The sequence below is a fragment of the Ruegeria sp. BG10 genome, assembly GCF_056538575.1.
In genome coordinates this window covers 1,331,319-1,347,929 of record NZ_JBQFTI010000001.1, presented here as the reverse complement: position 1 = coordinate 1,347,929, position 16,611 = coordinate 1,331,319, and the positions used below count along the sequence as shown (strand labels likewise).

16 protein-coding genes are annotated in these 16,611 nt (G+C 60.4%); 5 read left to right on the top strand and 11 right to left on the bottom strand.

What is annotated here, in order from left to right:
* The first annotated feature begins 37 nt into the window (after window positions 1-37).
* On the top strand, window positions 38-1,195 hold the full coding sequence (rnd, locus tag ACR0D8_RS06645; RefSeq protein WP_480645361.1) for a ribonuclease D: 1,158 nt from the start codon (window positions 38-40) through the stop codon (window positions 1,193-1,195).
* 3 nt (window positions 1,196-1,198) lie between these two features.
* Here rnd and ACR0D8_RS06640 read toward each other — a convergent pair whose 3' ends face one another.
* Window positions 1,199-1,723 carry a hypothetical protein gene (locus tag ACR0D8_RS06640; protein ID WP_480645360.1) on the bottom strand — a complete coding sequence of 175 codons (525 nt, stop codon included), beginning with the start codon at window positions 1,721-1,723 and terminating at the stop codon, window positions 1,199-1,201.
* A 139-nt stretch (window positions 1,724-1,862) separates the two neighbouring features.
* Between ACR0D8_RS06640 and ACR0D8_RS06635 the strand changes: the two genes are divergently transcribed.
* Window positions 1,863-2,273, top strand: a complete 411-nt coding sequence (locus ACR0D8_RS06635; protein WP_475160971.1) for a SufE family protein — start codon at window positions 1,863-1,865, stop codon at window positions 2,271-2,273.
* Between the two features lies 1 nt (window position 2,274).
* Here ACR0D8_RS06635 and ACR0D8_RS06630 read toward each other — a convergent pair whose 3' ends face one another.
* Both ACR0D8_RS06630 and ACR0D8_RS06625 read right to left on the bottom strand, forming a co-directional pair.
* Window positions 2,275-2,949 (bottom strand): DUF1638 domain-containing protein, encoded by a 675-nt coding sequence (locus ACR0D8_RS06630; protein ID WP_480645359.1) that lies wholly within the window; start codon window positions 2,947-2,949, stop codon window positions 2,275-2,277.
* 116 nt (window positions 2,950-3,065) lie between these two features.
* Window positions 3,066-3,764 carry a corrinoid protein gene (locus ACR0D8_RS06625; RefSeq protein WP_475160966.1) on the bottom strand — a complete coding sequence of 233 codons (699 nt, stop codon included), beginning with the start codon at window positions 3,762-3,764 and terminating at the stop codon, window positions 3,066-3,068.
* A gap of 316 nt (window positions 3,765-4,080) precedes the next feature.
* Between ACR0D8_RS06625 and ACR0D8_RS06620 the strand changes: the two genes are divergently transcribed.
* Entirely contained in the window at window positions 4,081-5,145 is a 1,065-nt protein-coding gene (locus tag ACR0D8_RS06620; protein ID WP_480645357.1) for a PA0069 family radical SAM protein, read from the top strand.
* A gap of 50 nt (window positions 5,146-5,195) precedes the next feature.
* Here the strand turns inward: ACR0D8_RS06620 and gltA are convergent, their stop codons facing one another.
* Both gltA and gltX read right to left on the bottom strand, forming a co-directional pair.
* Window positions 5,196-6,491 carry a citrate synthase gene (gltA, locus tag ACR0D8_RS06615; RefSeq protein WP_475160963.1) on the bottom strand — a complete coding sequence of 432 codons (1,296 nt, stop codon included), beginning with the start codon at window positions 6,489-6,491 and terminating at the stop codon, window positions 5,196-5,198.
* Between the two features lie 121 nt (window positions 6,492-6,612).
* Window positions 6,613-8,013 carry a glutamate--tRNA ligase gene (gltX, locus tag ACR0D8_RS06610; RefSeq protein WP_480646365.1) on the bottom strand — a complete coding sequence of 467 codons (1,401 nt, stop codon included), beginning with the start codon at window positions 8,011-8,013 and terminating at the stop codon, window positions 6,613-6,615.
* A gap of 78 nt (window positions 8,014-8,091) precedes the next feature.
* Between gltX and ACR0D8_RS06605 the strand changes: the two genes are divergently transcribed.
* Complete coding sequence (locus tag ACR0D8_RS06605; protein ID WP_480645356.1) at window positions 8,092-10,143, top strand: ComEC/Rec2 family competence protein; 2,052 nt, start codon at window positions 8,092-8,094, stop codon at window positions 10,141-10,143.
* Here ACR0D8_RS06605 and lexA read toward each other — a convergent pair.
* From lexA to ACR0D8_RS06575, 6 genes are all read right to left on the bottom strand, one after another.
* Window positions 10,137-10,835 (bottom strand): transcriptional repressor LexA, encoded by a 699-nt coding sequence (gene lexA, locus ACR0D8_RS06600; RefSeq protein WP_480645355.1) that lies wholly within the window; start codon window positions 10,833-10,835, stop codon window positions 10,137-10,139. The two genes, ACR0D8_RS06605 and lexA, sit on opposite strands and share 7 nt — an antisense overlap.
* 78 nt (window positions 10,836-10,913) lie before the next feature.
* The gene (locus ACR0D8_RS06595; protein WP_480645353.1) at window positions 10,914-12,086 is read right to left on the bottom strand and encodes a molybdopterin molybdotransferase MoeA; all 1,173 of its coding nucleotides are present in this window, start codon (window positions 12,084-12,086) and stop codon (window positions 10,914-10,916) included.
* A complete protein-coding gene (gene moaC / locus ACR0D8_RS06590; RefSeq protein ID WP_480645352.1) occupies window positions 12,083-12,556 on the bottom strand; it encodes a cyclic pyranopterin monophosphate synthase MoaC in 474 nt (157 codons plus the stop codon). The genes ACR0D8_RS06595 and moaC overlap by 4 nt, the downstream gene beginning before the upstream one ends.
* Window positions 12,556-13,368 (bottom strand): indole-3-glycerol phosphate synthase TrpC, encoded by an 813-nt coding sequence (gene trpC, locus ACR0D8_RS06585; protein WP_480645350.1) that lies wholly within the window; start codon window positions 13,366-13,368, stop codon window positions 12,556-12,558. Before trpC ends, moaC begins: the two co-directional genes overlap by 1 nt.
* Window positions 13,365-14,384, bottom strand: a complete 1,020-nt coding sequence (gene trpD, locus ACR0D8_RS06580; protein ID WP_475160945.1) for an anthranilate phosphoribosyltransferase — start codon at window positions 14,382-14,384, stop codon at window positions 13,365-13,367. The genes trpC and trpD overlap by 4 nt, the downstream gene beginning before the upstream one ends.
* Entirely contained in the window at window positions 14,381-14,962 is a 582-nt protein-coding gene (locus ACR0D8_RS06575) for an anthranilate synthase component II (RefSeq protein ID WP_480645348.1), read from the bottom strand. Before ACR0D8_RS06575 ends, trpD begins: the two co-directional genes overlap by 4 nt.
* A 133-nt stretch (window positions 14,963-15,095) precedes the next feature.
* Between ACR0D8_RS06575 and ACR0D8_RS06570 the strand changes: the two genes are divergently transcribed.
* Complete coding sequence (locus ACR0D8_RS06570; RefSeq protein ID WP_480645347.1) at window positions 15,096-16,598, top strand: divergent polysaccharide deacetylase family protein; 1,503 nt, start codon at window positions 15,096-15,098, stop codon at window positions 16,596-16,598.
* Window positions 16,599-16,611: the final 13 nt, after the last annotated feature.

Sequence of the window (16,611 nt, the reverse complement as noted above, 5' to 3'; positions counted from 1 at the left end):
AGCCACGAGAAGAACAAGAGCAAGTACAGCACCGCGCATGAAAACCCTGACAACGACGCAAGAGCTGGCCGATTTCTGCAAGGCCGCTGCGGACTATGACTATGTCACTGTCGACACCGAATTTCTGCGCGAGCGGACCTATTATTCCAAACTCTGCCTGTTGCAGCTTGCGGTGCCGTCCCCGGACGAAGACAGCGCCGTACTGGTTGATCCGCTGGCGGACGGAATGTCGCTGGATCCGCTGTATGAGCTCTTCGGCAATGAAAGCGTGGTCAAGGTGTTCCACGCCGCGCGTCAGGACCTTGAGATTTTCTGGGTGGAAGCCGGGGTCTTTCCCAAACCGTTGTTCGACACGCAGGTCGCTGCCATGGTCTGCGGCTTTGGCGAACAGGTCGGGTATGAGACTCTGGTGCGCAAAATCTGCAAACAGGGCGTCGACAAGACCTCTCGGTTCACCGACTGGTCGCGGCGGCCGTTGTCCGAGGCGCAGAAAATCTATGCATTGGCGGATGTCACCCATCTGCGGCAGATCTATGAGTATCTGGCGGCTGAACTGAAAAAATCCCAACGCAGCCACTGGGTTGCTGAGGAACTGCGCACGCTGACCGAACCGGCAACCTATGACATTCGCCCCGAGGATGCGTGGAAGCGGGTGAAAACGCGTACGAATTCGGCCAAGTTTCTGGCCGTGGTGCGCGAACTTGCCCAGTTTCGCGAAGCCTATGCGCAGGAAAACAACGTCCCGCGCAGCCGGGTGTTCAAGGATGACGCGCTGATCGAGCTGGCCTCGACCAAACCGAAATCATCGTCTGATCTGGGTGGGTCCCGCCTGTTGCTGCGCGAGGCGCGGAGAGGGGCAATCGCCGATGGGATTCTTTCTGCGGTAAAGAAAGGTGTGAACTGCCCGGCCGAAAATTTGCCGCGGATCGACACCAGCCGTGACAAGCTCAAGGTCAACCCGGCGCTGTCTGACCTGTTGCGCGTGTTGCTTAAATCCAAGACCGAAAGCTCGGGCGTTGCTGCCAAGCTGATCGCCACAAGCTCTGAACTTGATCAGATCGCTGCCGGCGAACGCGAATTGCCGGCCATGTCGGGCTGGCGGTTCGAGGTTTTTGGCGAGGATGCCCTGAAGCTGTGCGAGGGCAAGATCGCGCTGGCCGCAAAGGGCCAGACCGTAAAGGTGGTTGCGCTTTAGGCCTTAACGGCGCCGGGATTCCAGCGCGTTCTGCTGGCCCGCAACCCGCACCAGGCGGATGCTTTCCAATTCCTTCACGCTGACATTGGCCGCGTCCGAAACTTTGCGCGAACGCTCGGTCCCCTGATTTGTCGCATAAGTCGGATAGTTGACACGGAACGTGTATTCCAGAACGCCGTTTTCCGCATTTGCTTCGTTTTCCACGCGAACCAGCTGAGCGTTATAGGCCCCTTGCCGGGTCGCGGTGCCTGCGACGTAGACGATTGCGCCGGTCGGCGTCGGTTCGATCCGAAGCTCATCAATTCTGGCAATCGGAACGCTGGTGTCCTCAGCCTCGGGCCGTGAAAACAGCCCCACGCCTTCGCTTTGCTTGGGCACCAGGGCGTCAGCATCGTCTGCCGAGACCTCTGCTGGTGCGGGTGCGCTGGAGCCAAACCAGTTGGAGGGATTGACCCGCGAATCTCTCCAGCTGTTGCAGGCAGACAAGGTCAGGGCGGCGACCATAAGTAGAGTAAGCGATTTTTGCATGGTCCCAACGTCCAGAGCAGTATTTCCAGCAATGGGTTACCGCAAATTGCGGGGTTTGAAAAGCCACGCAGGGGGGTGGACAGGCACAGAACGGAAGCATAGGTCACAATTGTAACCGCAACGAAAGGACCGCTGCGAAATGGCAACGCCTGCCTTTGAGGAAATCGTCGAAGATTTCGAGTTTCTGGAAGACTGGGAAGACCGCTATCGCCATGTGATCGAGCAGGGCAAGGCAATGGCACCGTTGGATGAGGCGCTGAAAGTGCCCGCAACCAAGGTGCATGGCTGCGCCAGTCAGGTCTGGCTGCATCCGATTATCGAAAACGGTGTCTTTCGGTTCGACGGTGACAGCGATGCCCTGATCGTGCGCGGGCTGATTGCGGTGCTGCGATCGCTCTATAACGGTTTGCCCGTACGCGACGTGCCGATTGTGGATGCGGGCGGCGAACTGGCGCGGCTGGGTCTGAATGACCACCTGTCGGCGCAACGCTCGAACGGATTGCGCTCGATGATCGAACGTATCCGGGACGTGGCGCAGGAAAACGCGTGAATTAACGACGGGAGCCGGATGGCGGCCGGCTGGCCCATCCCGTCAACGTGGTTTCAAGGTCGCCATACCCGGTAAAGCGGTGCTCGAATTCCAGCCCCATGCGTTTGGCGCAGTCACGGGCGCGGGCGGTCAGTTCCGCATCCTCGGTCTGCGCCTGATAGATCAGCTTGGTATATTTGCCAAAATACATGTCCCGCAATTCAGGGTGCCGGTCCAGACCTAGCGGCTTCCAGACAAAGGCATCGAATTGTCGGGCCAGAAAATCCGTCAGGTAAAAGGCCGTAGTTTCGTCATCGCCGCGTTCGGCAAAGGCCTGATTTCCTTCGAAAAAGGAATAGCAATGAGGCCCTTTGATCATTTCGACGCCCATCTCTTCGCAGGCTTTCTGCAACAGGCCGCCGGTTCCGCAATCCGCATAAACGACAAAGATCTGGTCATACTGATCGCGATGCTTAGCGACGGCGTCGCGAACGGCCTGAGTGATTTTCTCCGGGTAGACATGCAGAATGGCAGGCAGGCAGGTCAGCGCCATGTGATCCCAGCCGTTGCGCTGTTTCAGGTCTAGTATTTCACGGGCCAGCGCGCCGCAGGCCAACAGCAGAATACGGCCCGCCGTGGCGGGCGCGAACCCGTCTGTCGTCAGGCTGGTGTCGTCTGGCAGTTCGTCCTGCTGCATGGCCGCACCTTTCGGAGTATTAGCGACAGATAAGATGAAGTTTACCCGATACGTCTTTGAAAACAAACAAGGCCGCCCGGTTACCGGACGGCCCTCAAACAAGTCCGTTTGTCCGGTCAGCCGGCCAGTTGATTGTGCTTGCGCGACACGAAATCCTTGGCGGTTTCAACGGCGACGGCCGCGTCACGGCAATATGCGTCTGCGCCGATTGCCTTGCCAAATTCCTCGTTCAGAGGTGCGCCGCCAACCAGAACGATGTATTCCTCGCGCATGCCCTGTTCAACCAGCGTATCGATCACGACTTTCATGTAGGGCATTGTAGTGGTCAGCAGGGCCGACATGCCCAGAATGTCGGGCTTTTCGGTTTCCAGCGCTTCCAGATAGTTTTCGACCGGGTTGTTGATGCCGATATCGACAACCTCGAAACCTGCGCCTTCCATCATCATCGAAACCAGGTTCTTGCCGATGTCGTGGATGTCGCCCTTCACGGTGCCGATCACCATCTTGCCGACGCGCGGTGCGCCGGTTTCGGCCAGTAGGGGCTTGAGGATCGCCATACCGCCCTTCATGGCGTTGGCGGCCAGCAGAACCTCGGGCACGAAAAGAATACCGTCGCGGAAATCGTGGCCAACGATCGTCATGCCACCGACCAGAGCCTTGGTCAGGATGTCATATGGTGTCCATCCGCGTTCCAGCAGGATGTTCACACCTTCTTCGATTTCTTCCTTCAGGCCGTCGTAAAGATCGTCGAACATCTGTTCGACGAGTTCGTCGTCGTTCAGTTCGGACAGGACAATGTCTTCTTCATCAGACATGGGGCGTTTCCCTGAGCTGTTCGGACCCGAGGCCCGTGGTGGCATTTTTCCCGTTTTGGCCAAAACGTCGCAGTTTGACTGTGACGATTGCGACCTTGGTCGTTTCGGGACCGACCTATAGGACAGATTTTTCCTTCGCTCGACCGAAAATTCCGCATCATTATCCTGTGTTTCATTCATGACCGGGAAATGGCGCTTGCTGCTGGCGGCATCACAAGTTGCTGATTTTACTGCGCTCGACAGGAAGGGTGTTGGGGTTCTTGCCGGGGTACGACAACGGTAGTATATGTGATGGGAACAAAAAGAGAACAAAGCAATGGGTGCAGCCAACATAAAGGCCCGGGGTGTGGCCACGAACGCCGCAGGCCGGTTCGAAAGGTTCGATACGGTTCCCTGTGAAGACGGTTGGGACATCGACGAGGACCTTCCGCCGCTGCGGACAGATGTTCGCGATGAAATCGCGCGCAGCCTGATCACCTACAACCGCTCTCCCGATCTGCCGTTTGACCGGTCGATCAACCCGTATCGCGGATGCGAGCATGGTTGCGTTTATTGTTTTGCCCGCCCGACCCACGCCTATCTTGGTCTGTCTCCGGGTCTGGATTTTGAAACCCGCCTGATCGCCCGCCCGAACGCGGGGGAAGTTCTGAGAAAAGAGCTTTCGTCCAAAGGTTACAAGGTTGCGCCCATCGCCCTTGGTACGAATACCGATCCTTACCAGCCTGTCGAGAAAACCCGCTTGATTACAAGATCATGCCTGAAGGTGTTGCAGGAATTTCAACACCCGGTCGCCATCGTCACCAAGGGCACGCTGATCGAACGGGATCTGGATATCCTGACCGATATGGCGCGGGTCGGGCTGGTCCGGGTCGGGATCTCGCTCACCACCCTCGACGCGGATCTGTCGCGCAGGATGGAACCGCGCGCCCCGTCGCCCCGGCGGCGGTTGCGTATCATTCGGCGGCTCACTGATGCGGGGGTGCCGGTGCGGGTCATGACGTCGCCCGTTGTTCCCGGGCTGACGGATCACGAGTTGGAAAACCTGCTTGAGGCCGGAAAGGATGCGGGCGCCGATGCCGCAAGCTGGATCATGCTGCGTCTGCCGCGCGAGGTTTCAGAACTGTGGCAGGGTTGGCTGAAGGAGCATGAGCCCGCGCGCGCGGAAAAGATCATGTCGAAGCTCAGGGATATGCACGGGGGACGGGATTATGACCCGCGCTGGGGCCACCGGATGCGGGGCGAGGGTGAATATGCCGGGCTCATTGCCAAGCGGTTCAGCCTAGCGGTGAAACGGCTTGGCCTTGCGACGCGAACCCCGCCACTGCGCAGTGATCTGTTCGAAAGACCGGCACAGGCGGGGGATCAGCTAAACCTGTTCTGAAGGAAGCCCCGAACGCAGGTTCGGGGCTTTTGATGTTTTTAGTATCGCGATCAGCGGTTTTCGATATCCACGTAATCACGCGTGGTTTCGCCCAGATACAACTGGCGCGGACGGCCGATCTTGTTCTGAGGATCGGCAATCATCTCTTTCCACTGGCTGACCCATCCAACGGTGCGTGACAGCGCAAAGATCGGCGTGAACATCGAGGTCGGGAAGCCCATCGCCTCAAGGATGATACCCGAATAGAAATCCACGTTCGGGAACAGCTTTTTCTCGGCGAAATACGGATCTTCCAGCGCCTCGCGCTCCAGTTCCTTGGCGACCTGCAGTTTCGGGTTGTTTTCGATGCCTAGCAGATCCAACACCTCGTCGGCCGACTGCTTCATCACCTTGGCCCGCGGATCGAAGTTCTTGTAAACGCGATGACCAAAGCCCATCAGGCGGAACGGATCATTCTTGTCCTTGGCGCGGGCGATATATTCCGGGATGCGATCGACCGAGCCGATCTCTTCCAGCATTTCCAGACAAGCCTGGTTGGCACCACCATGCGCCGGACCCCAGAGGCAGGCGATGCCGGCCGCGATGCAGGCGAACGGGTTTGCGCCCGAAGACGACGCCAGACGCACGGTCGAGGTCGAGGCATTCTGTTCGTGATCGGCATGCAGCGTAAAGATCCGGTCCATCGCGCGGCTGAGGATAGGGTTGACCTCATATTCCTCGGCCGGAACGCTGAAGCACATGCGCAGGAAGTTCGACGCGTAATCCAGATCGTTGCGCGGATACACAAAAGGCTGACCGGTGTGGTACTTATAGGCCCAGGCCGCGATGGTCGGCATCTTGGCGATCAGACGATGAGAGGCCACTTCGCGCTGACGGGGGTCATGAATGTCGGTTGAGTCGTGATAGAAGGCTGACATCGCGCCAACCACGCCGACCATAATTGCCATCGGATGCGCGTCGCGGCGGAAGCCACGATAGAAATACTGCATCTGTTCGTGCAGCATGGTGTGGCGGGTGATCGTGGTTTCGAAGTTCTCCAGATCCTTTGCTGCCGGAAGCTCTCCGTAGAGCAGCAGGTAGCACACTTCGAGGAAGTGCGATTTCTCGGCCAGTTGATCGATCGGGTAGCCCCGGTGCAGCAATTCACCTTTTTCCCCGTCGATATAGGTGATGGTGCTGTCGCAGCTTGCGGTGGAGGTGAAACCGGGGTCGTAGGTGAATACGCCTGCCTGACCATAGAGCTTGCGGATGTCGATAACGTCAGGTCCTGCGGTCGGCGAATGAACCGGCAACTCGTATGTTTCACCATGGACTGTCAGAGTGGCGGATTTATTGCTGTCGGTCATAGTGTCCCTTCCTCAATCATGCGCATGTCGGATCGCTGTCCGACCTTGCGGGCAACGGCTGCGCGCAGGCGCGCAGTCCGGGTGTTAGCGGAGCAGCGTTACCCGAATGTGAAGATTGGGTTTACTTCGCTGCATCAGAAAGCCGCGCCAGGGTTTCGTCACGCCCCAGCACAAGCATCATGTCAAAAACCGAAGGTGTCACTGCCCGACCTGCCAGAACGGCCCGAAGCGGGCCTGCCAACTTGCCGAACTTAAGCCCTTTCGCATCTGCGAACGAATTCAGGGCTTCCTCCAGTTCATTTCTCGTCCAGCTAGCATTTTGCAGCTGCGGCGTCAATTCGTCCAGTATACCATCGGATACCGAATCAAGCGCCTTTGCCGCCTTCTCATCTGGTTCGACGGGGCGGTTGGTCAGCACAAAATGCGCCTTTTCAAGAAGTTCCGGGAACGTGCGCGCCCGGTCCTTGAGGCAATACATCGCACGTTCCAGATCACCGGATTGTGTCTGCGTCAGCGGTGCAAGCCCCGCTGCGGCCAGATAAGATTCGATTTCCTGCCGCAACGCAGCATCTTCTGAGATCGCGATATGCTGACCACACAGGTTTTCCAGCTTTTTCAGGTCAAACCGGGCCGGGCTTTTGCCGATGCCGTTCAGATCGAACCAGTCTTTCGCCTGCTCGTCGGTAAAGAACTCATCGTCGCCATGGCTCCAACCCAGTCGCGCCAGATAGTTGCGCATGCCGGCAGCCGGATAGCCCATGGCCTGATATTCCTGCGCGCCCAACGCGCCGTGGCGTTTGGAAAGCTTCTTGCCGTCAGGGCCGTGGATCAGTGGGATGTGCGCCCAGACCGGAACCTCCCAGCCCATCGCCTCATAGATCATCATCTGACGGGCGGCGTTGTTCAGGTGGTCATCGCCCCGGATGACATGGGTCACGCCCATATCGTGATCATCCACGACGACGGCCAGCATATAGACCGGCGTCCCGTCCGAGCGCAGCAGGACCATATCGTCCAACTGGTCGTTGCGAATGGTCACATCGCCCTGCACCTGATCGCGGATCACGGTTGCGCCGTCTTGCGGTGCCTTGATGCGGATCACACACGGCGCATCGGGATGGGTCGCCGGGTCCGCATCGCGCCAGGGGCTGCGGAACAGGGTCGATTTGCCCTCGGACCGGGCTTGTTCGCGAAACGCGGCGATTTCTTCCTGAGTTGAAAAGCACTTGTAGGCTTTGCCCCCGGCCAGCAACTGGTGCGCGACTTCGGCGTGCCGGGCCGCCCCTTCAAACTGACTGATCACGTCGCCATCGTGATCCAGCCCCAGCCACGCCATGCCTTGCAGGATGGCTGCGGTCGCCTCGGGCGTGGATCGTTCGCGATCCGTGTCCTCGATCCGCAACAGGAACTTGCCACCGCGGCCGCGGGCGTAAAGCCAGTTGAACAGCGCGGTGCGTGCCCCTCCGATATGCAGGAAACCGGTGGGCGAGGGGGCAAAGCGGGTGACGACCTGATCGGACATTATGTGGATTAACCTTTTGGTAACCGTGTCGGGCATAGTTTGGCGCCTGTCTAACGAGCCCGAAGGACGGGGGCAACCATGCAGGTTCTGGCACGGGTTGAGGCCGCATTGCTGACCCAGACCGGGTATTTGTTCCAATGGTCTCCGGTGTGCCTGGCGGCTGGTATCGGCCTGTATTTCAGTCTTCGGTTCGAACCGGGATGGCAGGTCTATGTGGCACTGGCCCTTCTGGCCGGGGTGCTTTTCGGTGTCGGCCGCGCGGTATCCTCGGGCTGGGCATCGTTGGCAACGGCGGGTGCCCTGATCGCTGCCGGAGTAATTCTGGCGGGGGCACGCGCCCATACGGTTGCAGAGCCGGTTCTGTCATGGCGCTACTACGGCCCGATCGAGGGGCGGGTTGTGGCCCTGGACCGGTCTGCGTCGGACGCGCTGCGGGTCACGCTGGACCGGGTACGAATAGGGGATCTGCCCACGGATCGCAGACCGCAGCGCGTCCGGCTTTCCCTGCATGGCGGGCCGGCTGCCCTGTCGCCGGGGCAGAGGATCATGACCACCGGTCACCTGTCGCCCCCTCAGGGACCTGTCGAGCCCGGCGGGTTCGATTTTCGGCGTCACGCCTGGTTTCAGCACCTTGGCGCCGTCGGCTATACCCGCGTTCCCGTGATGACGGTCGCACGGCCCGAGGATGAACTTCAGGGCGTCCGGATAACCGCAATGCGGATGGCGATCTCGGAACGGGTGCGTGCCGTGCTGCCGGGTGAGATCGGCGGATTTGCCGCGGCGGTCACAACCGGCGATCGCAGCGGCATGGGTCATGATACGCTGAAATCGCTGCGCGCCTCGAATCTGGCGCATCTGCTGGCCATTTCCGGACTGCATATGGGGTTGCTCACCGGCTTTGTGTTTCTTGTGTGCCGAGGGGCCTTATCAGCCATCCCTGTCGTCGCACTGCGCGTGCCTGTGCGAAAGCTTGCGGCAAGCTGCGCGTTGGCAGCGGCGATTTTTTACCTGATGCTGTCGGGTGGCAACGTCGCCACGGAGAGGGCGTTTGTAATGGCCAGCGTAATGTTGGGTGCGGTGCTGATCGACCGTCGCGCGATTTCCTTACGCGCCGTAGCCGTGGCCGCCCTGATCGTGCTGATCTTGCGGCCGGAATCGCTGTTGAGCCCGGGATTTCAGATGTCCTTTGCGGCAACGACGGCCCTTGTCGCGGTATTCGGCGCGTTGCGGGACTATGGTCCGATGCCGGGTCCGAAATGGTTAAGGCCCGTTGCAGGGCTGTTATTGTCGTCGGCAATTGCCGGTCTGGCGACCGCGCCGATTGGCGCTGCGCATTTCAACACGATGTCTCACTACGGTTTGCTGGCCAACCTCCTCTCGGTTCCGGTTATGGGGACAATTGTTGTGCCGTCCGCGGTTGTTGCCGCACTTCTGGCGCCTTTCGGGCTCGAAGCGGTGGCGCTGACGGTCATGGGGTTTGGGCTTGAGTGGATTTTGAACGTGTCTGCCTGGGTCTCCGGATTCGACGGGGCACAGGGTTATGTGGTCAGCCCGCCGTGGTTTGTGCTGCCCATGTTCGCGTTGGGCGCGCTTTGCCTTGCGTTGTGGCGGGGTGTGCAGAAATGGGTGGGGGCGGTGCCGGTCATTGCAGCGTTCCTGATGTGGGGGCAGGGGCATCGGCCAGAGGTGCTGGTCGCGGATTCCGGCGGATTGGTCGGGGTGATGACGGACAAGGGCCGCGCCCTGAGCAAAGAGAAAGGTAGCGGCTTTGTCGCCACCGTCTGGTTGGAAAACGACGGTGATGGAGTGGATCAGGCGGCGGCAGCCGGACGCTGGCCGCAAGGTACGGATTCCGTTCAGCGATACGTCTGGCAAGGCAAGGAACTGGTACACATAACCGGAAAACGTGCGGCGCAGGGGTTTGACGAGTGTCGCGAAGACCAGATCGTTATCTCTGCTGTCGCCCTGACATTGGCAGGCGCGTGCGGGATTTATGACCCAGAGCGATTGATGGAAACAGGAAGTTTGGCGTTTTCGGACGGCCGCATACACACCAGCAAGGAGGTAATCGGCGACAGGCTATGGTCCCCGGCAAGCACCGGGGACCTGAAGTCAAACCGCGATCAGTAGCTGCGGATCAACCCGACTAGCCGCCCCTGGACCTTGACCTTTTCTTCGGGCAGAACGCGGGTTTCATAGGCCGGATTCGCCGCCTCAAGCGCGATGGCGTGGCCCCTGCGGAAATACCGTTTCAGCGTGGCCTCCTGATCCTCGACCAGTGCGACCACGATGTCGCCGTTGTCCGCGGTGGATGTCTCTCGGATCACCACCACGTCGCCATCGTTGATGCCTGCGTCGATCATCGAGTCGCCACGCACCTCCAGCGCGTAATGCTCACCCTTGCCGGACACCATCGAACCGGGCACGGCAACACGGTGCGACACATGGCTGATCGCCTCAATCGGTACACCGGCCGCGATCCGGCCCATCACGGGCAGTTCCATCGCGTCCACCGTGACCGGCTCAAAGTTGGCAGGGCGCGGGCCCTTGGGCTTGTCGCCTTCGATGACGCGCGGCTTGAACGCAGCGGTCGGCTCACCGCCCAGACTTTCCGGCAGCTTGACGATTTCGATGGCGCGCGCGCGGTGGGCAAGACGGCGGATAAAGCCGCGCTCCTCCAGCGCGGTGATCAGGCGATGGATGCCGGATTTCGATCTGAGATCCAGCGCAGCCTTCATTTCATCGAAACTGGGCGGAACACCGTCCGCCTGAACGCGTTTGTGGATGAATTCCAACAAATCCAACTGTTTCTTGGTCAGCATTGCTCACACCTCGTCGGTCATGCGTTTTCTTTTGTTCTACGCATGTTCACGTTTTGTGTCAACGGATTTGCAAATTGCCTAGATCGGCAGATACCGAACTGTATCCCCGGCAGGGCGCGCCGGATCGTTGGGATCCCGGACCAGAAGAGCGTTCGCCTGTGCCAGAACACTCAGCAGAGAGCTGTCCTGATCCTTGCAGGCCCGAATGCCGGTGTCGTCCACAACGGCCCGCATATAGTGTTCACGCGGCCCGTTTTCGTCGACTGGCGCGGACAGACGTGCATGTCGGAACGGCGTCAGGGCTTGTTCGATACCCAGCATGCGGCGCACCATCGGAACTAGGAAAAGATAGCCGCAAACCATTGCGCTGACAGGGTTTCCCGGCAGACCGACCATCGCGGCATCGCCGAGCCGCCCCGCCATCAGCGGTTTGCCGGGGCGCATTCGGATCTTGTAAAACGCCCGTTCCATGCCAAGCCCCTGCGAGACATCGGACACCAGATCATATTCCCCGACGGACGCACCGCCGATGGTCACAACCAGATCGGCGCCTTGCGCCAGTCCGAACGCTGTTTCCAGCGAGGCGACGGTATCCTGTGCGATTGGAAGGATGCGCACATGCGCCCCCGCGTTTTCCAGCAGGGCTTTGAGGCCAAAAGTATTGGACGCGATGATCTGATCAGGGCCGGGGTTCTCGCCGGGCATGACCAACTCGTCCCCGGTGGAAATCAGCGCAATCTCGGGTCTGCGTGTTACGGGCACGGTTGCGATATTCATTGCCGCCATCAATGCGACGTCTTCGGGACGCAGGGTGCGGGGTGCCGTGATCCTGGTGCCGGAAGTAAAGTCGACGCCCGCGGGGCGGATATTCGTCTTGGTCCCCGGCTGATCGGTGATAGTCAGCAGGTCACCGCGCCGCTCGGTATCCTCTTGAATAACAACGAAATCCGCGCCTTGGGGAACCGGGGCACCGGTAAAAATACGCACCGCCTGGCCTGCGCCGACTGTACCGTCAAACCGACGACCTGCGGCCGCTTCGCCGATGACCTTGAACATGGCGTGCAGTTCAACTTCGGCCGATTTCAGGGCATAGCCATCCATTGATGACGCCGCAAAAGGGGGCTGGTCCCGTGTGGCGACGACGTCCTGCGCAAGAACGCGGCCGGCAGCGTTTCCCACTGCGACTTCCTCGGCCGGAAGGGGCGAGACGAGATCAAACAGCAGCGCCCGGGCGTCTTCAACGGTAATCATTTCGCTTCGTAACGTCCTGATTTTCCGCCATCTTTCAACAGAACCCGGATACCTTCGATCTCCATGGCCTTGTCGACGGCCTTGATCATGTCATACACGGTCAGCGCCGCGGTTGAGACGGCTGTCAGCGCCTCCATCTCAACACCGGTCTGGCCGGAGGTCTTTACCGTCGCCTCAATCCGAACGCCGGGCAGATCCGGGTCCAGCGTCAGGTCCACGGCGACCTTGGTGACGGGTAACGGATGGCAAAGGGGGATCAGATCGGGCGTTTTCTTCGCCCCCATGATGCCCGCCAAACGCGCCACGCCCAGAACGTCGCCTTTTTTGGCCCTGCCTTCCGAAATCAAGTCAAAGGTGTCCCGTGCCATCCTGATGTGGCCGGCGGCGACAGCCACACGGTCCGTCACGGCCTTGTCCGAAACATCGACCATATGGGCCTGGCCCTGAGCATCAAAGTGGGTCAGCGGCATCACATCACTCCGGGGATCAGCGGGTTTGCCAACAGGTGGTGGGTTGCAGCGGCGACGTCGTCCTGCCGCATCAGGCTTTCGCCGATCAGGAAACACCGTGCGCCATAGCGGGCAATGTCGGCCAAATCCTCGGGCGTGCTCAGCCCGCTTTCACAGACGATGGTCCGGTCACCCGGCACGAGTTTCGACAGTCGGCGGGTCGAATCAAGATTGGTCTCGAAGGTCTTGAGATTGCGGTTGTTTATCCCGATCAATGGGCTTTTCAACTGCGTCGCGCGGTTCAGTTCTTCTTCGTCATGAACTTCGATCAGAACGTCCATGCCCCAGTCGAATGCGGTTTGTTCCAGTTCCGCCGCCTGAGCGTCCTCGACCGAGGCCATGATGATCAGGATGCAGTCCGCGCCCAAGGCGCGGGCCTCGACCACCTGATAAGGGTCGTACATGAAATCCTTGCGCAATGCAGGCAGCGAGGTGGCCGCGCGGGCTTGGGTCAGAAACTCTTTCGCACCCTGAAAGCTGGGCGTGTCGGTCAGAACGGACAGGCAGGCGGCACCGCCATCTTCATACGCCTTGGCCAGCACCGGCGGGTCGAAATCGGGACGGATCAGACCCTTGGACGGGCTGGCCTTTTTGACTTCGGCAATCAGCCCATAGCCGTTGCGCGTCGCAGTCCGGAGCGCGTCGCCAAATCCGCGAACCTCTGGTGCCAATCTGGCCTCGCCTTCCAGAGTTTCCAAAGATTTCTGAGTCTTATCGGTTGCGACTTCTTCCAGTTTGTAGGCTTTGATTCTGTCCAGTACCGTCTCTGTCATGCGGCCTCCTGCGTAATTCGGGCCAATGCGGCGGTTTTTTCTTTGGCTTTGCCGCTGTCGATGCTTTCAGAAGCCATGGCGACCCCATCGCGCAAATCGGCCACGGCATCCGCGACGACCAAAGCCGCCGCTGAATTCAGAAGCACGGCATCGCGATAGGCCGAAGGCGCACCGTCCAGCAGCGCGCGGAAAGCCACTGCGTTTTCTTCCGGGGTGCCGCCAAGGATGTCCTCGAACGGGTGAACCGGCAGACCGGCGTCTTCGGGATGCAGTTCAACCTCACGCACAGTGCCGTTCTCAAGCGACGCAACCCAGCTTACTCCGGTGATGGTCAGCTCATCGGTGCCATCCGATCCATGGACCAGCCATGCGTGTTCTGCCCCCAGCAGACCAAGCGTTTCCGCCATCGGGCGGATCAGATCGCGGCTGAAAGCGCCGGTAAGCTGGCGTTTGACACCGGCCGGGTTGGTCAGCGGGCCGAGAATATTGAAGATCGTGCGCGTCCCAAGCTCTTGCCGGCTGGGCATGACATGGGCAATGGCCGGATGGTGCATCGGGGCCATCATGAAACCGATACCCACCTCTGCCAGCGCTTTTTCAACGGTTTGCGGGCCAACCATGACATTGATCCCCAACTGCCCCAAAGCATCGGCCGCGCCGGATTTCGAACTCAGGTTCCGGTTGCCGTGCTTGGCGACCGGAACACCGGCCCCGGCCACGACAAAGGCGGTGGCGGTCGAGATGTTCAGCGTGCCTTTGCCATCGCCCCCGGTGCCGACGATGTCCATGGCACCCGCCGGGGCGGAAACCGCGTGACATTTCGCGCGCATCACCGCGGCGGCGGCGGCATATTCATCTACCGTCTCACCCCGGGTCCGCATGGCCATCAACAGGCCGCCGATCTGGCTGGGGGTGGCTTCACCTTCGAACAGGATGCCAAAGGCCTGTTCGGCCTCGGCGCGGGTCAGGGGCCGGTCGGCTGCGGCTCCGATCAGCGGTTTCAGAGCGTCGCTCATGCGGGGACTTTCATCTCGGACAGGAAATTCTTGAGCAGGGCGTGACCATGCTCGGAAGCGATGGATTCGGGGTGGAACTGAACGCCGTGAATGGGCAGTTCCTTATGTTGCAGGCCCATGATGGTTCCGTCTTCCAGCTCGGCGGTAATCTCAAGGCAGTCGGGCAGGGTGGCACGGTCGACAACAAGGGAGTGATAACGCGTCGCTTCGAAAGGTGAGGGCAGCCCGGCGAACACGCCTTTGCCGGTGTGGTGCATGGTGCCCATCTTGCCGTGCACGATCTCGTGGCAACGGATGACATCCCCGCCAAAGGTCTGACCGATAGTCTGGTGGCCAAGGCACACGCCCATCAGCGGAGTGTTCGTTTCAGCCGCCGCCTCGGTCAGCGCAAGGCAAATCCCGGCCTGATCCGGGTCACACGGCCCCGGGCTCAGCAGGATACCGGCAGGGTTCATCGCCATCGCCTCTTGCACGTCAAGGGCGTCGTTTCGGCGAATGACCATTTCTGCGCCAAGTTCGCCCAGATAGTGTACCAGGTTGTAGGTAAACGAGTCGTAGTTGTCGATCAGCAGCAGCATTTGGGCACTTGTCTCGGATTGGGCATTTCGGGCTGGCGATGCAGCCCCGGGCCACGGTATAATGTCGGGACATACATGTTCAGGCTTGCGCGGCAGCGTCAAGGGGACATCCCCGTTCTTGGGGGCCATACGAGTGAGTACCGCAGCAGATGGTACAGTGACGGTCGAAGCAGGATTAAGACGAGAGGCAAAAGTGATGGGCGGATTTGTCGGTGGAATGATCGTGGGCGCGATCGTTGTATTTTTGCTGGGGGCGATGCTTTCTCTGAACACGCCTCTGACAGACAAACCGGAAGTTGCCGTTCTGGCACCCGAACCGGATCAGGTGCAAGTTCCAGAAACAGTGGCGGATGCGACCGATGCGGGTGCGGATGCCGATTTGGTGGAACTGCCGCCAAGCGCGCCCGAATCCTCGGCCGGGCAAACGGATTCGCTGGCCGACCTCAGTGATGTGGAAACTGCGCCCGATGCGCAGCCCCAGATCGGAGAGGCGGCGGCGCAGACTGACGCGCCCGACGCCGCCAGTCTGACGGACGTCAATGTCGCAACCGAGGCGCCGGTCGCGCCCCAGACCCCCGCGACAATTCAGGAGCCTCCGAAATCCGAACCCTTGCCCGATGTCATCGTGGAACTGCCCGAACCTGCACCGGCAGCGCCCGAACCTTCGGAACAGGAGGTTGCTGTCCTAGAACCGCAGCCGGAAGAACCGGAACCGCAGCCGGAGCCCGTCGAAAGCACGGCGCAAGATGTGGAAGAAAATCCGTTCGAAGACAGCCCGATCGCTGTTGAGGGCGATGAGGACACGGCGCCGCGCGACTTGCCGCGCATTGCCTCGGTTCCCCAGATCGGAGGGGCCGTGGAATCGCCAGCAGGTTTGACAATCGGCAAGCGCGTCGTGCCGCTGACAGAGCGCGACGACGCGCCCGAAGAGACGGCAACCGAGGCGGAACAGGCCGTTCCCGGCAAACCGATCGAAACTTATGCCGCAGTGTTCGAAAACCCCGAGGCCAAGCCACTGATGTCGATCATCCTGATTGACGACGAAGGCGCTTTCGGGGCCGAGGCGCTGCGTGATTTTCCCTATCCGCTGAGCTTTGCCGTCAGCCCGTCAGACCCGGATGCGGCGGAAAAGATGGCCCGGCATCGTCAGGCCGGGTTCGAAGTTCTGGCCCTTGCCGATCTGCCCAAGGCGGCCAGCGCCCAGGATGCAGAGGTTTCGCTGGCGGTCTGGCTCGACACGCTGCCGGAAACCGTTGGCATTCTTGAGGGAGTGCACTCGGGGATTCAGGGCAATCGCAAACTGGCCGATCAGGTTGCGGCGATTGCCGGCGGCACCGGGCGGGGTCTGATCACGCAGGACAACGGGCTGAACACGGTGCAAAAGCTGGCTGCCCGCAACGGCGTTCCTTCGGGCGTCATCTTCCGTGACATCGACGGGGCCCGGCAGGACCCCAAGATCATGCGCCGCTTTCTGGATCAGGCCGCCTTTCGCGCCGGGCAGGAGGGCACGGTTGTAATGCTGGGCCGTCTGCGCCCGGACACGATCTCTGCCCTGTTGCTGTGGGGGCTTGAGGATCGCGGAGGCCGCGTGGCCATGGCACCAATTTCTGCGGTGATGATGAAAGAGGTTCAGTAAGGGCTGAAGAACC